The sequence below is a fragment of the Oscillibacter sp. GMB15532 genome (assembly GCF_041020825.1).
Taxonomy (GTDB): Bacteria; Bacillota; Clostridia; order Oscillospirales; family Oscillospiraceae; genus Oscillibacter.
Genome location: NZ_JBEVTO010000006.1, coordinates 1 through 15,293 on the forward strand (window position 1 = coordinate 1; position 15,293 = coordinate 15,293).

The following is a 15,293-nucleotide window of genomic DNA, read 5'->3' on the forward strand; positions in this document are numbered from 1 at the left end:
TAACTGCGGAAAAACGCCGACCTATATAAGCTTATAAAAATGGCCTTTTGCCTGAAACGGTTTTTTGAACCGTATAAGACAAAAGGCCATTTTATTTTCAATTACGCGTCCTCGACAAACAGAATCCCCTCTGTGGACCGCAGGGCACACAGAAGTGCATCCCGGTCCGAATCCAGCCCGGTGCGCTGTACGTCAATAATTGCGCTGTGAATCGAGTCGTTGCTTCCCTCCACAAATTCCAAATGTGCCATATGCCATTTATTTTTCCGCACCTCGGCAAGAATTGCGGAGAACGGCGTTTTAGAGGCATACTCGATATAAAACCGCATCACCGTGGAGTCTTTTAGGTACTTTTCATCCAGCCGGTTCAAAATCACGATTACGGAAAACAGAAAGAAGCACATAATGACCGCCGCTTCATAGTATCCGCTTCCAACCGCAAGCCCCATGCAGGCGGAGGCCCACAGTCCCGCCGCCGTAGTCAGTCCCTTAACATATTGCCCCCGCTGGTGTCCGGTAATTACGATGGTCCCCGCGCCAAGAAAGCCGATGCCGCTGATGACCTGCGCACCAAGCCGCGCGGGGTCCGAGCTTCCACTGGAAAAAAGGGCCAGATATTGGCTCAGCAGCATGACAGACGAAGCGCCGATGCACACCACGATATGTGTGCGCAGCCCGGCAGCATGGCGCTTTTTTCCCCGTTCATACCCAATGACCGCACCGCAGATTGTGGCCAGCAAAAATCGAAAGAAAATTGATGCAATTGTCATTTCTCTCAGGGGATTCAACAGGTCCAGCAACTTCATCAACTCCCCGATCAAAAGATTTCATATATTTTCCGCCCGCAGCGTCTGCCCGAAACGGCTTCTTTCCTCTCCCCGCCTGCCTGAAAGCGGTCTCAAAATTGGAAGAACCATTTCGGCGTAAGGAAACAATCATAGTATATGCTTTATTTTATTTCCCCTGTGCGCGCTCGTCAAATTAAAGCCGGTCAAAGTCCTCCCAGCCAATCGCTTCCATTGCTCTGCATCCGTTGTTTTCGGACTTTATTATCCGCTGCGTTCAATTATAGCCGAACAAACGACAATGTTCAATAAAATATCATCTCATTTTCGCGGAGCGAAAAACCTCAGAATATTCAAAGACAGGCGAAGGAACTGTACATCTCATAAGGGTCGCTAAGTGTAAATAGAACTTGCACCCAATAAGGCGGAAGAGACGGCGCCTGAAGACTCCGAAAAATAAGCAAGTCCACAGAAAAACATCTGTGGACTTGCTTCTTGCTTTATTGTCAAATTTAATTCTTGTATTGCCTTAATGCTTAAAAAATGTCACAGTTTATTTGAAACCATGACGGCTATTTTAGACAAAATATGACTATTTTTAGTATATACCTCTTGTATTTGCTTGTCAATCAAACACCAAGCTTTTATATCAACGCATCTACACAAGCATTTCCGGCTGAATAATGGGAATTTTTTATCTGTACTAATAATAAGCCGTCAATTTTAGCGTCACTCATTAAGGTTTACAGAGGAGGATTTATACACGATGGCACGAAAAGGAGAAAATATTTATAAGCGCAAGGATGGCCGTTGGGAAGGTCGCGTGATTCAGCCGGATGGAAAATACCGCTCTTTTTATGCAAAAACATACCGCGATGTCCGGGCCAAAATGAAGTGTCAAAAAGGGGAGAGGGACGCTGAAAGATTTACTCATGTCATCCCCTGCGATCATGCTGCAATTCTTTTTGAAAATTGGCTGAAAGGAGACCTTTACAGCCGTTTAAAACCATCGACCTATGAAAGCTACTTTCGCTGCACGCAAAAATATATACTCCCACATTTCAGAAAACCCGAAAACATGCAGTTAACAGAGCAATCCATCGTGAGATTTCTAAAAGCGGTTAATGAAAGAGCCGCTCTTTCTGAAATATACCGTAAAAAGATTTTATCTATCTTCAAAACCTCTTTGCGGGATATTTCCCAAAGCCATCCTCAATTTGCCTGTCTGCTCCAATATGTAGCATTGCCAAAGGCAAGCACATGTCAAAAAGAAATACCCGTCTTTTCAGTAAAGGAACAGCGTTCCATTGAACATGCAGTCCATTGCTCTAAAGATAAGCGGACCTTTGGCCTAATGCTGTGTTTCTATACAGGGATTCGCATAGGGGAGCTATGTGCGCTCAAGTGGAACGACTTTGATCTGGAGGCTGGCGTGATGTCTGTTTCCAGAACGGTGTCGCGCATTCAAAATTTTAAAGGCGGCGGAGAAAAAACATATCTCCATGTGGGGGCGCCCAAGAGCAAGGCTTCTTTACGCAAAATCCCTCTGCCCTCCTTTTTACTCGAGCTGGCAAGAGCGCGGGATCCGGCTTCTATGAATGAAAACAACTTCATTCTCTCGGATAAGCCCGAACCCTTTGACCCTCGTATTTACCAGCGTATTTACAAGCGGGTTTTGAAAGACGCCGGTATTCGGGATCGAAAATTTCACGCAATCCGCCATACCTTTGCCACAAGGGCTCTTGAAATTGGAGTTGATATCAAAACCCTCAGCGAACTATTGGGGCATTCCAGCGTTGGTATTACTCTAAACATCTATGCCCACTCGTTGATGGAGCAAAAAAAGATTGCCATTGAAAAGTTTAATGAACTGCACATTGTGCACATGTGTATTGCGGAATGTGCCGTCAATTCTCTGGTCACTCCTGCACAAATTGCCTTGTAGTTCAGGAAGAACGCTATCTTGCGCATGGTTTCAAATAAACTGTGACAAATGCCACCGCTTATTTCACTCTATTATTATATTATAAATTAAACACGCAAACTTTATTCTAGCATGCGGTTCAAAAAATTGTAATGAAATTTAAAGGAGATTTTTTAAAAAGCCATACACAGACAACTCCCAAAATGGAATTTCAGACTCCTCCGTCTGGAATTCCTGCTATCACAGAGGCGTAAATCAAAATAAGAAGTGAGGATTCGGATGCATGAAGAAGAAACCCAAAGCCCCAGAATCGGGGAACAGCAATCTGCAAACAAGCAGAAAAATTTCACTTACCAAAAAGGTCGGATTTAAACTGTCACTGTTTGCTACCTGTGGAATTTTACTTGTAGGTGCATTGACCGTTACCTACATGTCAATCAGCAGTCATCGCCTTATTGAGCAGTCCAACAAAGAGCGGAGCAATGCTGCACTCCATACGATGCAAGCTGTTTTGGAGGATTATCAGGAGGATTCTGTAAGAGCAGCAACCTCTATGGCCAGCTACGAAAACATGGTTCTTGCAGTAGAAAGCGGTGATGCAGCCGCCATAAAGTCCGCAGCAGCAGAGGCAAGCACTGCGATGGGGCTGGACGTGGATTTTGTCACCGTGTCAAATGCGCAGGGAATTGTTATGGCACGTACGCACAGCGACAAAACCGGTGATTCTGTTATTTCACAGAAAAACATCTCAATGGCACTCGACGGGGAAATTACCACTCATGTTGACCCGGGCAATGAAATTAAATTAAGCATCCGAACCGGCGCACCTGTTAAAAATGCATTGGGAAAGACCATAGGCGTCGTATCAACCGGTTACTCTATGGTGGACCCCAGTTTTGTTGATCGCATGAAGGAAATGACAGGGAATGAATTTACTATTTTTATTGGGGACGAGCGTGCCAACACCACCGTCATTGAAAATGGAGAGCGTGCGGTGGGGACAAAGCTGGATTCCAAGATTGCACAGACAGTGTTGGAAGACCGTCTTGAATATCAGGGAAATGCAGATATATTGGGGACTCCCTATGCAACCGTGTACTCCCCGATTATCGACAGCGACGGAAATGCTATCGGAATTTACTTCACAGGCGTATCAATTGAGAAAATAAATGCCGCGTTGAATACCACTACTGTTTTCTCAATTCTGGGCGTAATGATCCTCTTAATTTTGGTTGCCACGGTTCTTACTCTTTACATCCGAAAATCAATTGCAAAGCCCCTTACAAGCATGTCGCAGGTTGCTTCTGAATTGTCTCGGGGAAATTTGGATATTGCGCTTACATACCAGTCCGGCGATGAGCTGGGCGTATTGGCCGATGCAATGCGCTTAACCATCTCTTCCCTGCAAAGCTACATACGCGACATTTCAGAAAAGCTCGGGCAGATGTCACGCGGAGATATGCGGGTTAGTGTGGATCTCGAATATGCTGGGGACTTTGTTGCCATCAGGCAAGCAATCGAATTGATTTCCTCAAACCTCAATCGTACATTGCTGTTGATTAACACAACCTCAGAAGAAGTCAACTCTGGTGCCGATCAGGTATCTGCCGCAGCACAGGCCCTTGCAGCGGGAGCCACAGAACAGGCGGCAACCGTTGAAGAATTAAATGCTTCTATCGCCAGCGTAACTCAGCAAGCCGAACTGAATATTAAGAATGTTCAAAAATCTGTGCGGTATGTTGAACAGGCGGAAAATGATCTCACAGAGAGTAACGACCACATGCAGCGGCTTAACACCTCCATACAGGAAATCAGTACGACTTCTCAGGAAATTTCCAAAATCACTAAGTTGGTGGAGGATATTGCTTTCCAGACCAACATTCTTGCGCTGAACGCCGCTGTGGAAGCAGCACGGGCCGGAAGCGCCGGAAAGGGCTTTGCTGTGGTAGCAGATGAAGTGCGCAACCTTGCGGCAAAATCTGCGGAAGCCGCCAAGCAGACGGCTGCGTTGATTGAAAAATCAGTTGCAACTGTATCTGAAGGAGAAAAACTGGCCGGGGACACGTTAAAGCGTTTGATAGAAGCTGCTGAAAAATCGGAATTAGCTGTGCAGTCTATTCGCGAAATTGAAACCGCCACCAGCGAACAGGCGGCTTCCATTGAACAGATTAACGAAGGCTTGTCACAGGTTTCGGCAGTGGTACAGACGAATGCCGCTACCGCGGAAGAAAGCTCCGCTTCCAGCGAGGAGTTGGCAGCGCAGGCCCAGACCTTGCAGCATGAGGTTAGTAAGTTTAAGCTCGCTGATACGCAGCAGTTTTCTGCGTATCCGGCCGAGGAAAAAACACAGGTCACAATGTTGCCGGCAGAAGCGCATGATGACTACGTGAGTCTTGCATACAAGGCGGGAAAATATTAAAGCAAGCGGAGATTCTCTGAAAAAGAATAAGCGCATCACAATGGCCGCGTTGGAAAAGCTCGAAAAAGGGTTGTCTGTACACCAACGAGATTGTTTCTTTTGCAAAATAAAGCGATCGGTTGCAATTCTGCTGCCGATCGCTTTATCTCTTTTCTATTCAACTGACTGTTTACACTCTAACCACAATCCAACATCGCAAAGAGCTTTGTTGACAGCGTTGTAGTATAGAAACGCTCAGGCTTTAAAAAGCCCTATACGCAAAAGGCTGAAAGTTAGCTTAACATGAATACAGCCAAGGCGATAAACGCTGACTTGTATCGCCGGTGCTGATACTCTGACCGACCCTAAAGCCGGACAGGTTTTGCACTCTAAAATTGATTGGAGGTGCGTCTCCCCCTATTGATGCACCCGCAGTAAATCCCCCGATGATTGCTGCGTTGACCTGATTATATACCGCCAGATAGTATGATGTATTGGCCCTGAGCGTAACCGATGTAGTGAGTGGGATTACAAAAACTCCTCCAGAAATGGAATTGACAGTGTTTGTTACTGCAACGACCTCTGCCTGACCATTGCTTGTGGGCAGCAGGATCGCCATTTGGAAGACGCCTGTACGAGCGCCAACTTGCGTAATGTAAGCTGCAACCTCTGTGACGACCTTATCAGTGCCACAGTCAAATATCAGCGCAGCAAAGGCCTCGTTATTTCCTCCGCCTTGATTATAAGAAATTCCAGCGTTAATTGTTCCCAGTGACCCAGTTTCAATGTACGTATTATTTCCACTTGAAGGGCCAGTTGGCCCCGTAGCTCCCGTGGCTCCTGTGTCGCCCGTTGGGCCCTGAGTCCCCTGTGCACCCGTGTCACCGGTAGGACCAATGGAACCCTGTATACCCTGCGGGCCTGCGGGACCGATGAGGCCTTGGACGCCCTGCACACCTGTGCTGCCTGTTGGACCGATCAATCCCTGAATGCCTTGCGCACCTGTGGGACCCGTGTTGCCGATGGGGCCTTGGATGCCCTGTGCGCCAGTGGTTCCGGTGGGGCCCTGTATCCCCTGTTGGCCTGCGGGACCGATAAGGCCCTGGACACCCTGCACACCCGTGCTGCCGGTTGGGCCGATCAGTCCCTGAATGCCTTGCGCACCCGTGGGGCCCGTGTTGCCGATGGGACCTTGGATACCCTGTGCACCTGTGGTTCCGGTGGGGCCCTGTATCCCCTGTTGGCCTGCGGGACCGATAAGGCCTTGGACACCCTGCGCACCTGTGCTGCCAGTTGGGCCAATCAGTCCCTGAATGCCTTGCGCACCTGTGGGACCCGTGTTGCCGATGGGGCCTTGGATGCCCTGTGCACCAGTGGTTCCGGTGAGACCCTGAATGCCCTGCGCACCTGTGGGACCTGTGTTGCCGATAGGACCTTGCGCTCCCTGCGATCCTGTGTCCCCGGTGGGACCGATGGGGCCTTGAATCCCCTGAGGACCTTGAATGCCCCGTGGGCCTTGAATTCCCTGCGGCCCCTGCACTCCCTGCACCCCTGTATCTCCGGTAGGACCTTGAATACCCTGTGGACCCGCGGGACCGACAGCACCTTGGCTACCCCGTGTGCCTATGTCCCCGACGCGGCCTTGGATTCCCGGCAAACCCACGGGACCTGCGGGACCGGTGGGCCCTTGAATTCCCTGAGGACCTGTGTTGCCAGTAGGGCCGATAGGCCCTTGTATACCCTGCGGGCCCCCAGGACCCATGTCACCAATGGGACCCTCAACACCCTGTGCACCTGCGGGTCCAGTGGGTCCTTGGGGTCCCGCTGCACCTTCCGGACCGCTGTCACCGGTAGGACCCTGAACGCCCTGCAAACCTGTGGGGCCGACAGGACCTTGGATACCCTGCAAACCTGCCGGACCGGTGTTGCCGGTGGGACCCTGAACGCCCTGCAAGCCTGTGGGTCCGGCAGGCCCTTGGATACCCTGCGCACCTGCCGGACCAGTATCGCCGGTAGGACCCTGAACACCCTGCAAGCCGGTGGGTCCAACAAGGCCTTGGATACCCTGCAAACCTGCCACACCGGTGTTGCCGGTGGGACCCTGAACACCTTGCAAGCCCGCGGGTCCGACAGGACCCTGGATACCCTGCACACCTGCCGGACCAGTGTCACCGGTAGGACCCTGAACACCCTGCAAACCTGTAGGTCCAACAAGGCCTTGGATACCCTGCAAACCTGCCGGGCCAATGTCACCGGTAGGACCCTGAACACCCTGCAAACCCGTGGGTCCGACAGGTCCTTGTATACCCTGCGGGCCCGCAGGACCCATGTCACCAATGGGACCCTCAACACCCTGGGCACCTGCGGGTCCAGTGGGTCCTTGAGGCCCCGCTGCACCCTCCGGGCCAATGTCACCGGTAGGACCCTGAACACCCTGCAAACCCGTGGGGCCGATAGGTCCTTGGATACCCTGCAAACCTGCCGGACCAATATCACCGGTAGGACCCTGAACACCTTGCAAGCCCGTGGGTCCGACAGGTCCTTGGATACCCTGCAAACCTGCCGGACCAGTGTCACCGGTAGGACCCTGAACACCTAGCAAGCCCGTGGGTCCGACAGGACCTTGGATACCCTGTAAACCTGCCGGACCGGTGTTGCCGATGGGACCCTGAACGCCCTGCAAACCTGTGGGTCCGACAGGACCTTGGATACCCTGCAAACCTGCCGGACCAATATCACCGGTAGGACCCTGAACACCTTGCAAGCCCGTGGGTCCGACAGGACCTTGGATACCCTGCAAACCTGCCGGACCAGTATCACCGATAGGACCCTGAACACCCTGTAAGCCTGTGGGGCCAACAAGGCCTTGAATCCCTTGCACACCTGGCAGGCCGGTATCTCCAGTGGGTCCCTGAATTCCCTGCGCACCTGCGGGTCCAGTGGGCCCTTGGGGTCCCGCTGCACCCTCCGAACCGCTGTCACCGATGGGACCTTGAACACCCTGTAAGCCTGTGGGGCCGACAGGACCTTGGATACCCTGCAAACCTGCCGGACCGATTCCACCGGTGGGACCCTGAATTCCCTGCGCACCTGCGGGGCCAGTGGGGCCTTGCGTTCCCGGAGTACCCCTGGGGCCGGTGGGCCCCACTGGCCCTTGCGTTCCCTGCGGACCTATTTCGCCGGTGGGGCCTTGCAGTCCCGGCGCACCTGCCGGACCGGTGTCACCGGTGGAACCTTGGACGCCCTGCGGACCTACGGGACCGGTGGGGCCTTGTGCTCCCTCTGCACCCTCGGGGCCGGTGGGGCCGATGGAACCCTGGATTCCCTGAGGACCTGTGCTGCCGGTAAGGCCAATGGCGCCCTGAACACCCTGCGGACCTTGAATACCCTGAGCGCCCTGAACACCCTGTGAACCAGTGGGGCCGATGGGCCCTTGTATTCCCGGCGTGCCTGCGGGGCCGGTGGGGCCGACAGACCCCTGCATTCCCTGAGGCCCTGTGTTACCGGTGGAGCCTGTTGCTCCTATGCCGCCTGCGGAGCCGGTGGGACCCTGCACTCCCTGCGGACCGGTAGGCCCTGTGGGTCCGGTGGGGCCGGTAAGGTAGTTACTGCAACAGCATGGATTGCATGGCAATCGATAAGAAATACTGAAATCTGAATCTTTATGGACGATCATGATAATAACTCCTTATGTGCGCTCCATATACGGTCAAAAATTGAACCGAGAATATGTCTTATTGCTCTTAAAGCTGTTACAGTATATGCTTGGAGCGAAAAGGAGAAACAGAGGCATCAAAATGTCGGCTCGGATACACCCTCTATAAACTGTACATTTTGCTTATACCCCGTTAAATGCAGACAAATAGGTTTCACTCTAATTGTCAATATATTGTTTTGCTTTCAATAAATCCATTTGGGTTTGTTCCCGTAATTTTTTAACTGCCTTAACAATTTTGCCATTCTGTTTCAATTGAACCAGTTCTTCCTTTAATTGATCAGAAACAAAAAAAGAGGATAATTCTCCATGTCCCGTTAACTTTGCCAATTGATTCAGCCGCTTTTCCTGATTCTTAATGATTCCTTTTAATGTGGAAATTTGTGTATGTGCCAGCAACCCCACGGCAATAACAAGTGCAATGGTTAAATATTTCATTTTTCCTCCCGTTGTAATCGATAATAAACGCTCAATTTACGTTTACTACTCATTTTTTATAGACATAAAAAATTAAGCTGAAAAAGATGAGCTCATCTTTTTCAGCTTAATAATTTTGGTGCCGGTGGCCGGACTCGAACCGGCACGCTGTCGCCAGCGGTGGATTTTGAGTCCACTACGTCTACCAATTCCATCACACCGGCAGGTGCAACGGAAGTATTATATCACAGCGCCACGAAACGTTCAAGAGGATTTTCGCGTTTTTCCGAAAGATTACAAAGCACGCTCATCCCACAGAAATACGCCGGAGAAACGAACTGTCGTTCCTCCGGCGTCTGTTTGCCGTTTATGGTGCAATTAAATAGGATTCGCCATCCTCCGGTGCTCCCGGCTGGGCCAGCACCGGCACCAGCTGCGTATCCTTGCTGACGGCGGCAAGCCGCGTCCGCAGAGAGTCCAAAGCAGTACCATCTTCGGAGACATAGACCCGGTCCATCAAGGGCGCAATGTCCCCCAGAGACTGGCCCGATACAGCAGCGGCTCCTTCAGCGGCAAGCGCCTCAGTAGAAGTGAACAGTTCGGGCGACAGCAAAATGGACAGCTTCACGTCATACTCTGCCAGCGCCGCTTTCATCTCTGTCAAAAACGCGTTGATTCCCTGGCGCAGGCTGTCCGGCAAACCGGTGGCTGCCGGACCGTAGTCAATCTTGTTCAGCTTTCCCACCGTGGGATAGCTCACGTCCGTCAGGAGAATTTCATCAAAACCCGCCGCCGCGCAGGCGGTGGCCAAATCAACAAGATACTGCCTCGTACCTTCCTTGGAAGGGTCCAGCCAGCGTTCGTTGTTCCCATCGTAAAAGACGTAGCCGCCGGTATTTTTCAACCCCCTGCCCGCAAGATCCGCGCTGGAGGCCACTGGGTCCCGGAAGCAGGCGATTTTAGCGACGGCATAAATGCCCTCGTCCTTCAGCATATCTCCCAGAGCCGCAGCCGAGCCCTCGACGGTCTTCACCGCAGACGGCGGCGCAGCCTGAGAATCGATATAAACCAAGCCGTCCGTATCCTTCACGGTGTATACCGCGGCGTTATATGCCCCGCCGGGAGAAACTGCGGCCCAAACGGCTTCCCAGTCAGTCAGGGGGCCCACCGGAAGCGCGGTTGCCTGAATGTCTTTCCGTTCCGGTTCCTCAATGGTAAAACTTGCATCCCCGGATTCGTCCGCCGGGGCGCTGCCGGAGCCCTCCGGCTGGTCCTTTGAAAATTGCGGCAAGTCCAGTCTTGGGCGGTCAGAATCGTCATAGACCACGTACTTTTGCAGTCGAATCACAGCCAGAGCTCCCAAAATCACCAGCACCAGCAAAACCGCCAGCAAAATCTTCCACTTGGGGCCCTTTCCATGATAGCTGCTGTATCCTCTCGGTCCCCCCATAGTGTTCCTCCTCCGAAGTTTTTCCTCAGTCCCCGATGGCGTCCATCAGAGCCACGCGGCGGGCGTGCCGTCCGCCCTCGAAGTCGGTATTCAGAAAGACCTTTACCATTTCCAGCGCCAGCATGGGCCCCGTAAAGCCCGCGCCCATGGCCAGCATATTGGCGTTGTTATGCTGGCGGCAAAGCTTTGCCTCCAACGTATCCGCACAATGCGCACAGCGGATCCCCTTCACCTTATTGGCGGCAATGGAGATGCCGATTCCGGTGGTGCAGACAACAATGCCCAGCTCGCATTCACCGGAGGCCACAGCCCGGGCCGCCGCCTCGCCGAACACGGGATAGTCGCAGCTCTCCGTGGAAAAGCACCCAAAGTCGTGACACTCGTACCCGTCCTTCTCCAACTGCTGCTTGATTTTTTCCTTCAGCTCAAATCCGCCGTGGTCGGCGCCCAGTGCGATTTTCATAAAAACTTCCTCGCATTCATTGGTTTGACGGCGTGTCTCTCAGGTTACGGTGCGGCAAACGCCGCGTCCCGCGCCCTGGGCCGCCGGAGGGTGCAATGCACCTTTTGTTCATCTTACACGCAATTGGAGAAATTTGCAAGACATCCCTTACAGGGCATGCCAGACGGGCTGCTGCTTTTCAAAGGTGCAAAAGCGGGCAAATCCGCACTCTCGCAGCAAAACCTGCCCCTCCCGGATTCCTTTACCCACGTCCGTGGGACGGTGAGCATCGCTGCCAAGCGTAATCAGCTCGCCCCCAAGTCCGCGGTACAGCCTGAGCCATTGTGCATCGGGAAGAAAGCGACTGCCCCGGGTGGTGTTCACCTCAATGCCCCGACCGCCCTGAATCAGCGTCCGCAAAATCTCCTCCAGCTCCGCACCGTAGCCGTCCAGACTGATGTGAAAGCCCCGGTAGTCGTTCATATACCGCAGAGGCAGGGTCATGTGGCCCAGCACGGTAAACTTTCCCCACCGGGCCATTTTCAGCAGGTTTCCAAGATAATCCTCCACCTCGGCATAGCAGGTTTTCTCGTCCGGCTCCTGTATCCACCCGATGTCCTGAAGCCCAAACCGCTCGGATAGCATATGGACGGAGCCGATAATAAAATCCAGCTCCGGCATGCCCGCAAGCAGCCGCTCCGTCCGGGCTTCGTCCACCTGTGCATCACCCAGCTCCAGACCCAGCCGCAACTTCACCGAGCCGGACCAGTGGGCGGTGGTTTCTTCATATTCCTTTGTCAGCGCCGCCCAGTCGAATTCCTCCAGCGGAATGACCGTGCGGGGCTTCACCGGCTCAAAATGGTCGGTGAAGCAGAGTTCGTCCAGCCCCGCTTCCGCAGCGGCGGCAGCCATTTCCAGCATGGGCGCGGTGCTGTCGGGGGAGACGCGGGAGTGGGAGTGGTAATCAGCCAGATACATGGAGCGCCTCACTTTTTGTTTTTCTTAAAGAACTTCTTGCGCTCCTCGTAATTGTTGTCACCCACAGACTCGGCAAATTTTACAAGAGCCTCCTTCTGGGCCTTGTTCAGGTTTCGGGGAGTTTCGATGTAAACGGTGACGTACTGGTCGCCCCGGCCCCGGCCGTTCAGCAGGGGAATGCCCTTGCCCCGCAGGCGGAAGGTAGTTCCGGTCTGGGTCCCCTCGGGCAAAGTGTATTTCACCTTCCCGTCAATGGTGGGAATCTCCAGCTCCGCCCCCATGACCGCCTGCGCAAAGGTGATGGGCGCCTCGCACAGCACACTGTTGCCCTCCCGGCGGAAAATCTCGTGGGGCTTCACCGTGATGGTAATCAGCAGGTCCCCGGCGGGACCGCCGTTTTTACCCGCGTGGCCCTGTCCGCGGATAGACATGGTCTGCCCGTCGTCAATTCCGGCAGGAACCTTCACCTCGATGGTGTGGCGGCTGCGGAGCATGCCGGTGCCGTAGCACTCCTTGCAGGGCTGATGGATAATGCGGCCCTTTCCTCCGCAGCGAGGGCAGGGCCCTGTGGACGCAAACACGCCCAGGGGCGTTTGCTTGCGGGTCTGCACCGTGCCGCTGCCATGGCAGTCGGGACAGATTTCCGGAGTGGTCCCCGGCTCGCAGCCGTTGCCCTTACAGGTGTCGCAGGTTTCGTACCGCTCCACCGTCACCGACTTGTCGCAGCCGAAGGCCGCTTCCTCAAAGGAAACGGACACGGCCTGACGGATGCTTTCGCCCCGCTGGGGCGCGTTGGGGTTTGCCCGACGCTGTTGTCCGCCAAAGCCACCGCCAAAAAAGCTGCCGAAAATATCCCCCAGATCGCCGAAGTCAAAGCCGCCCGCGCCGCCGTAGCCCCCCCCGAAATTGGGGTCCACGCCGGCGTGACCGTATTGATCGTATCGGGTCTTTTTATCCGGGTCAGACAAAACCTCGTAGGCCTCGTTGACCTCCTTGAACCGGGTTTCCGCCGCCTTGTCTCCGGGGTTCAAGTCCGGATGGTTCTCCTTGGCAAGCTTGCGATAGGCTTTTTTAATTGCATCTTCGGATGCATCCCGGGCAACGCCCAGAACCTCGTAATAATCACGTTTTTGATCTGCCATACAGTGCCTAAGTCCGCGAATCCTTCCCGCCTCTGCGACGGGCAGACTTCGCTTCCTTGTTCCTCCTCTCCGTCCCGCGTCCTCGGCGCGGCGCCTTGGGTCGGGCTATACGGGGTATGCGGAGCCGCCGCTATGGCCGCTCCGCATTCCATTCACTTGTTACTGATTGCCGTCCTTTTTGTCCTCTTCATCCACGACCTTGTAGTCCGCGTCGTAATACTGGCCCTGCTGGCCGCCCGCGTCGGGACCCGCGCCGGGCTGCTCGCCCTGCTGGGGGCCTGCCTGCTGATAGAGCTTTTCACTCACCGCGTAAAACGCCTGGGTCAGCTCTTCCGTGGCGGCCTTGATGGCGGCGCTGTCGGTCCCCTTGAGGACCTCTTTCAGCTTGTCGATGCCGGACTGCACCTTGGCTTTATCGTCGGCGGGAATCTTATCGCCCATTTCGTTCAAGGTCTTCTCAGACTGGTAAACCATCTGATCGGCCTGATTGCGGGTTTCCACTTCCTCTTTCAGCTTCGCGTCCTGAGAGGCAAACTGCTCCGCCTCGCGCACGGCCCGCTCAATGTCGTCCTTGCTCATGTTGGTGGAAGAGGTAATGGTGATATGCTGCTCCTTGCCGGTGCCCAAATCCTTGGCGGAGACGTTGACAATGCCGTTGGCGTCGATGTCGAACGTGACCTCGATCTGGGGCACGCCGCGACGGGCAGGAGCGATGCCATCCAGATGGAAGCGGCCCAGGGACTTGTTGGCGGCGGCCATCTCCCGCTCACCCTGCAGCACATTGACCTCCACCGAGGTCTGGTTGTCGGCGGCAGTGGAAAACACCTGGCTCTTCTTCACGGGGATGGTGGTATTGCGGTCGATCAGCTTGGTGAACACGCCGCCCATCGTCTCGATTCCGAGAGACAGGGGGGTCACGTCCAGCAGCAGCAGACCCTTCACGTCGCCGGTGAGAACGCCTGCCTGCAGCGCCGCGCCCATGGCCACACACTCGTCGGGGTTGATGCCCTTGAAGGGATCACTTCCGGTAAAGCTCTTTACAGCGTCCTGCACGGCGGGAATCCGGCTGGAGCCGCCCACCAGCAAAACCTTGTTCAGCTCGGAGGGCTTGAGGCCCGCGTCGGACATGGCCTGCCGCACGGGACCCATGGTGGCGTCCACCAGATGGCTGGTCAGCTCGTTGAACTTGGCCCGGGTGAGGGTCACGTCCAGATGCTTGGGGCCGTTTGCGTCGGCGGTGATATAGGGGAGGTTGATGTTGGAGCTGGTGACGCCGGAAAGCTCCACCTTGGCCTTTTCGGCGGCTTCCTTCAGCCGCTGCATGGCCACCTTGTCACCGGACAGGTCCACGCCGTCGCTCCGCTTGAACTCGCTCACCAGATACTTCATGACGCACTCGTCAAAGTCGTCGCCGCCCAGACGGTTGTTGCCCGCGGTGGCCAGCACCTCGATCACGCCGTCGTCAATTTCCAGAATGGACACGTCGAAGGTGCCGCCACCCAGATCGTACACCATGATTTTCTGGGACTGCTCCTTGTCCGCACCGTAGGCCAGCGCAGCCGCGGTGGGCTCGTTGATAATACGCTTGACCTCAAGGCCCGCGATCTTACCCGCATCCTTGGTGGCCTGACGCTGCGCGTCCGTAAAATAGGCGGGAACGGTGATGACCGCCTCGGTAACGGTGCTGCCGAGATACGCCTCCGCGTCGGCTTTCAGCTTTTGCAGAATCATGGCGCTGATCTCCTGCGGGGTATAGGCCTTTCCGTCGATGGTGACCTTGTGGTCGGTGCCCATCTCCCGCTTGATGGAAGAGATGGTGCGGTCCGGGTTGGTGATGGCCTGACGCTTTGCCACCTGACCGACCATACGCTCGCCGGTCTTGGAAAACGCCACCACAGACGGGGTAGTACGGTTACCCTCGGCGTTGGCGATAACGATGGCCTCGCCACCCTCCATCACCGCCACGCAGGAGTTGGTGGTACCCAAATCGATTCCGATTACTTTAGACATAATGAATTCCTCCTATATCGAAACATAAAAAA

Annotated in this window: 12 protein-coding genes and 1 tRNA gene; 5 read left to right on the forward strand and 8 right to left on the reverse strand. The window is 54.3% G+C overall.

Features of this window, described 5'->3' with window-relative positions:
- Positions 1-101: 101 nt before the first annotated feature.
- A complete protein-coding gene (locus ABVS15_RS08305; RefSeq protein ID WP_369283269.1) occupies positions 102-806 on the reverse strand; it encodes an MgtC/SapB family protein in 705 nt (234 codons plus the stop codon).
- Between the two features lie 745 nt (positions 807-1,551).
- Here ABVS15_RS08305 and ABVS15_RS08310 point away from each other — a divergent pair.
- From ABVS15_RS08310 to ABVS15_RS08330, 5 genes are all read left to right on the forward strand, one after another.
- On the forward strand, positions 1,552-2,730 hold the full coding sequence (locus tag ABVS15_RS08310; protein WP_369283270.1) for a tyrosine-type recombinase/integrase: 1,179 nt from the start codon (positions 1,552-1,554) through the stop codon (positions 2,728-2,730).
- Positions 2,731-2,992: 262 nt separating this feature from the next.
- Positions 2,993-5,128, forward strand: coding sequence for a methyl-accepting chemotaxis protein (locus ABVS15_RS08315; RefSeq protein ID WP_369283271.1), 2,136 nt, complete (start codon positions 2,993-2,995; stop codon positions 5,126-5,128).
- A 919-nt stretch (positions 5,129-6,047) separates the two neighbouring features.
- Positions 6,048-7,706, forward strand: coding sequence for a hypothetical protein (locus ABVS15_RS08320; RefSeq protein WP_369283272.1), 1,659 nt, complete (start codon positions 6,048-6,050; stop codon positions 7,704-7,706).
- Positions 7,707-7,811: 105 nt separating this feature from the next.
- Positions 7,812-7,952, forward strand: coding sequence for a hypothetical protein (locus ABVS15_RS08325; protein WP_369283273.1), 141 nt, complete (start codon positions 7,812-7,814; stop codon positions 7,950-7,952).
- A gap of 183 nt (positions 7,953-8,135) precedes the next feature.
- Positions 8,136-8,519 (forward strand): hypothetical protein, encoded by a 384-nt coding sequence (locus ABVS15_RS08330; RefSeq protein ID WP_369283274.1) that lies wholly within the window; start codon positions 8,136-8,138, stop codon positions 8,517-8,519.
- Between the two features lie 462 nt (positions 8,520-8,981).
- Here ABVS15_RS08330 and ABVS15_RS08335 read toward each other — a convergent pair whose 3' ends face one another.
- From ABVS15_RS08335 to dnaK, 7 genes are all read right to left on the reverse strand, one after another.
- The gene (locus ABVS15_RS08335; protein WP_369283275.1) at positions 8,982-9,260 is read right to left on the reverse strand and encodes a hypothetical protein; all 279 of its coding nucleotides are present in this window, start codon (positions 9,258-9,260) and stop codon (positions 8,982-8,984) included.
- A gap of 116 nt (positions 9,261-9,376) precedes the next feature.
- Positions 9,377-9,463: transfer RNA gene (locus ABVS15_RS08340), tRNA-Leu, on the reverse strand.
- Positions 9,464-9,606: 143 nt separating this feature from the next.
- Positions 9,607-10,689 (reverse strand): putative glycoside hydrolase, encoded by a 1,083-nt coding sequence (locus ABVS15_RS08345; protein ID WP_369283276.1) that lies wholly within the window; start codon positions 10,687-10,689, stop codon positions 9,607-9,609.
- 25 nt (positions 10,690-10,714) lie between these two features.
- The gene (gene rpiB, locus ABVS15_RS08350; RefSeq protein WP_369283277.1) at positions 10,715-11,152 is read right to left on the reverse strand and encodes a ribose 5-phosphate isomerase B; all 438 of its coding nucleotides are present in this window, start codon (positions 11,150-11,152) and stop codon (positions 10,715-10,717) included.
- 147 nt (positions 11,153-11,299) lie between these two features.
- Positions 11,300-12,109, reverse strand: a complete 810-nt coding sequence (locus tag ABVS15_RS08355; protein ID WP_369283278.1) for a histidinol-phosphatase HisJ family protein — start codon at positions 12,107-12,109, stop codon at positions 11,300-11,302.
- A gap of 8 nt (positions 12,110-12,117) precedes the next feature.
- Positions 12,118-13,251 carry a molecular chaperone DnaJ gene (gene dnaJ, locus ABVS15_RS08360; protein WP_369283279.1) on the reverse strand — a complete coding sequence of 378 codons (1,134 nt, stop codon included), beginning with the start codon at positions 13,249-13,251 and terminating at the stop codon, positions 12,118-12,120.
- A gap of 159 nt (positions 13,252-13,410) precedes the next feature.
- Positions 13,411-15,261 carry a molecular chaperone DnaK gene (gene dnaK / locus ABVS15_RS08365; RefSeq protein ID WP_369283280.1) on the reverse strand — a complete coding sequence of 617 codons (1,851 nt, stop codon included), beginning with the start codon at positions 15,259-15,261 and terminating at the stop codon, positions 13,411-13,413.
- Positions 15,262-15,293 lie beyond the last annotated feature (32 nt).

Bases quoted from the DNA above. Each gene is read 5' to 3' on its own strand.
- ABVS15_RS08305 (WP_369283269.1), bottom strand. From the start codon at position 806: ATGAAGTTGCTGGACCTGTTGAATCCCCTGAGAGAAATGACAATTGCA.
- ABVS15_RS08310 (WP_369283270.1), top strand. From the start codon at position 1,552: ATGGCACGAAAAGGAGAAAATATTTATAAGCGCAAGGATGGCCGTTGG.
- ABVS15_RS08315 (WP_369283271.1), top strand. From the start codon at position 2,993: ATGAAGAAGAAACCCAAAGCCCCAGAATCGGGGAACAGCAATCTGCAA.
- ABVS15_RS08335 (WP_369283275.1), bottom strand. From the start codon at position 9,260: ATGAAATATTTAACCATTGCACTTGTTATTGCCGTGGGGTTGCTGGCA.
- ABVS15_RS08345 (WP_369283276.1), bottom strand. From the start codon at position 10,689: ATGGGGGGACCGAGAGGATACAGCAGCTATCATGGAAAGGGCCCCAAG.
- rpiB (WP_369283277.1), bottom strand. From the start codon at position 11,152: ATGAAAATCGCACTGGGCGCCGACCACGGCGGATTTGAGCTGAAGGAA.
- ABVS15_RS08355 (WP_369283278.1), bottom strand. From the start codon at position 12,109: ATGTATCTGGCTGATTACCACTCCCACTCCCGCGTCTCCCCCGACAGC.
- dnaJ (WP_369283279.1), bottom strand. From the start codon at position 13,251: ATGGCAGATCAAAAACGTGATTATTACGAGGTTCTGGGCGTTGCCCGG.
- dnaK (WP_369283280.1), bottom strand. From the start codon at position 15,261: ATGTCTAAAGTAATCGGAATCGATTTGGGTACCACCAACTCCTGCGTG.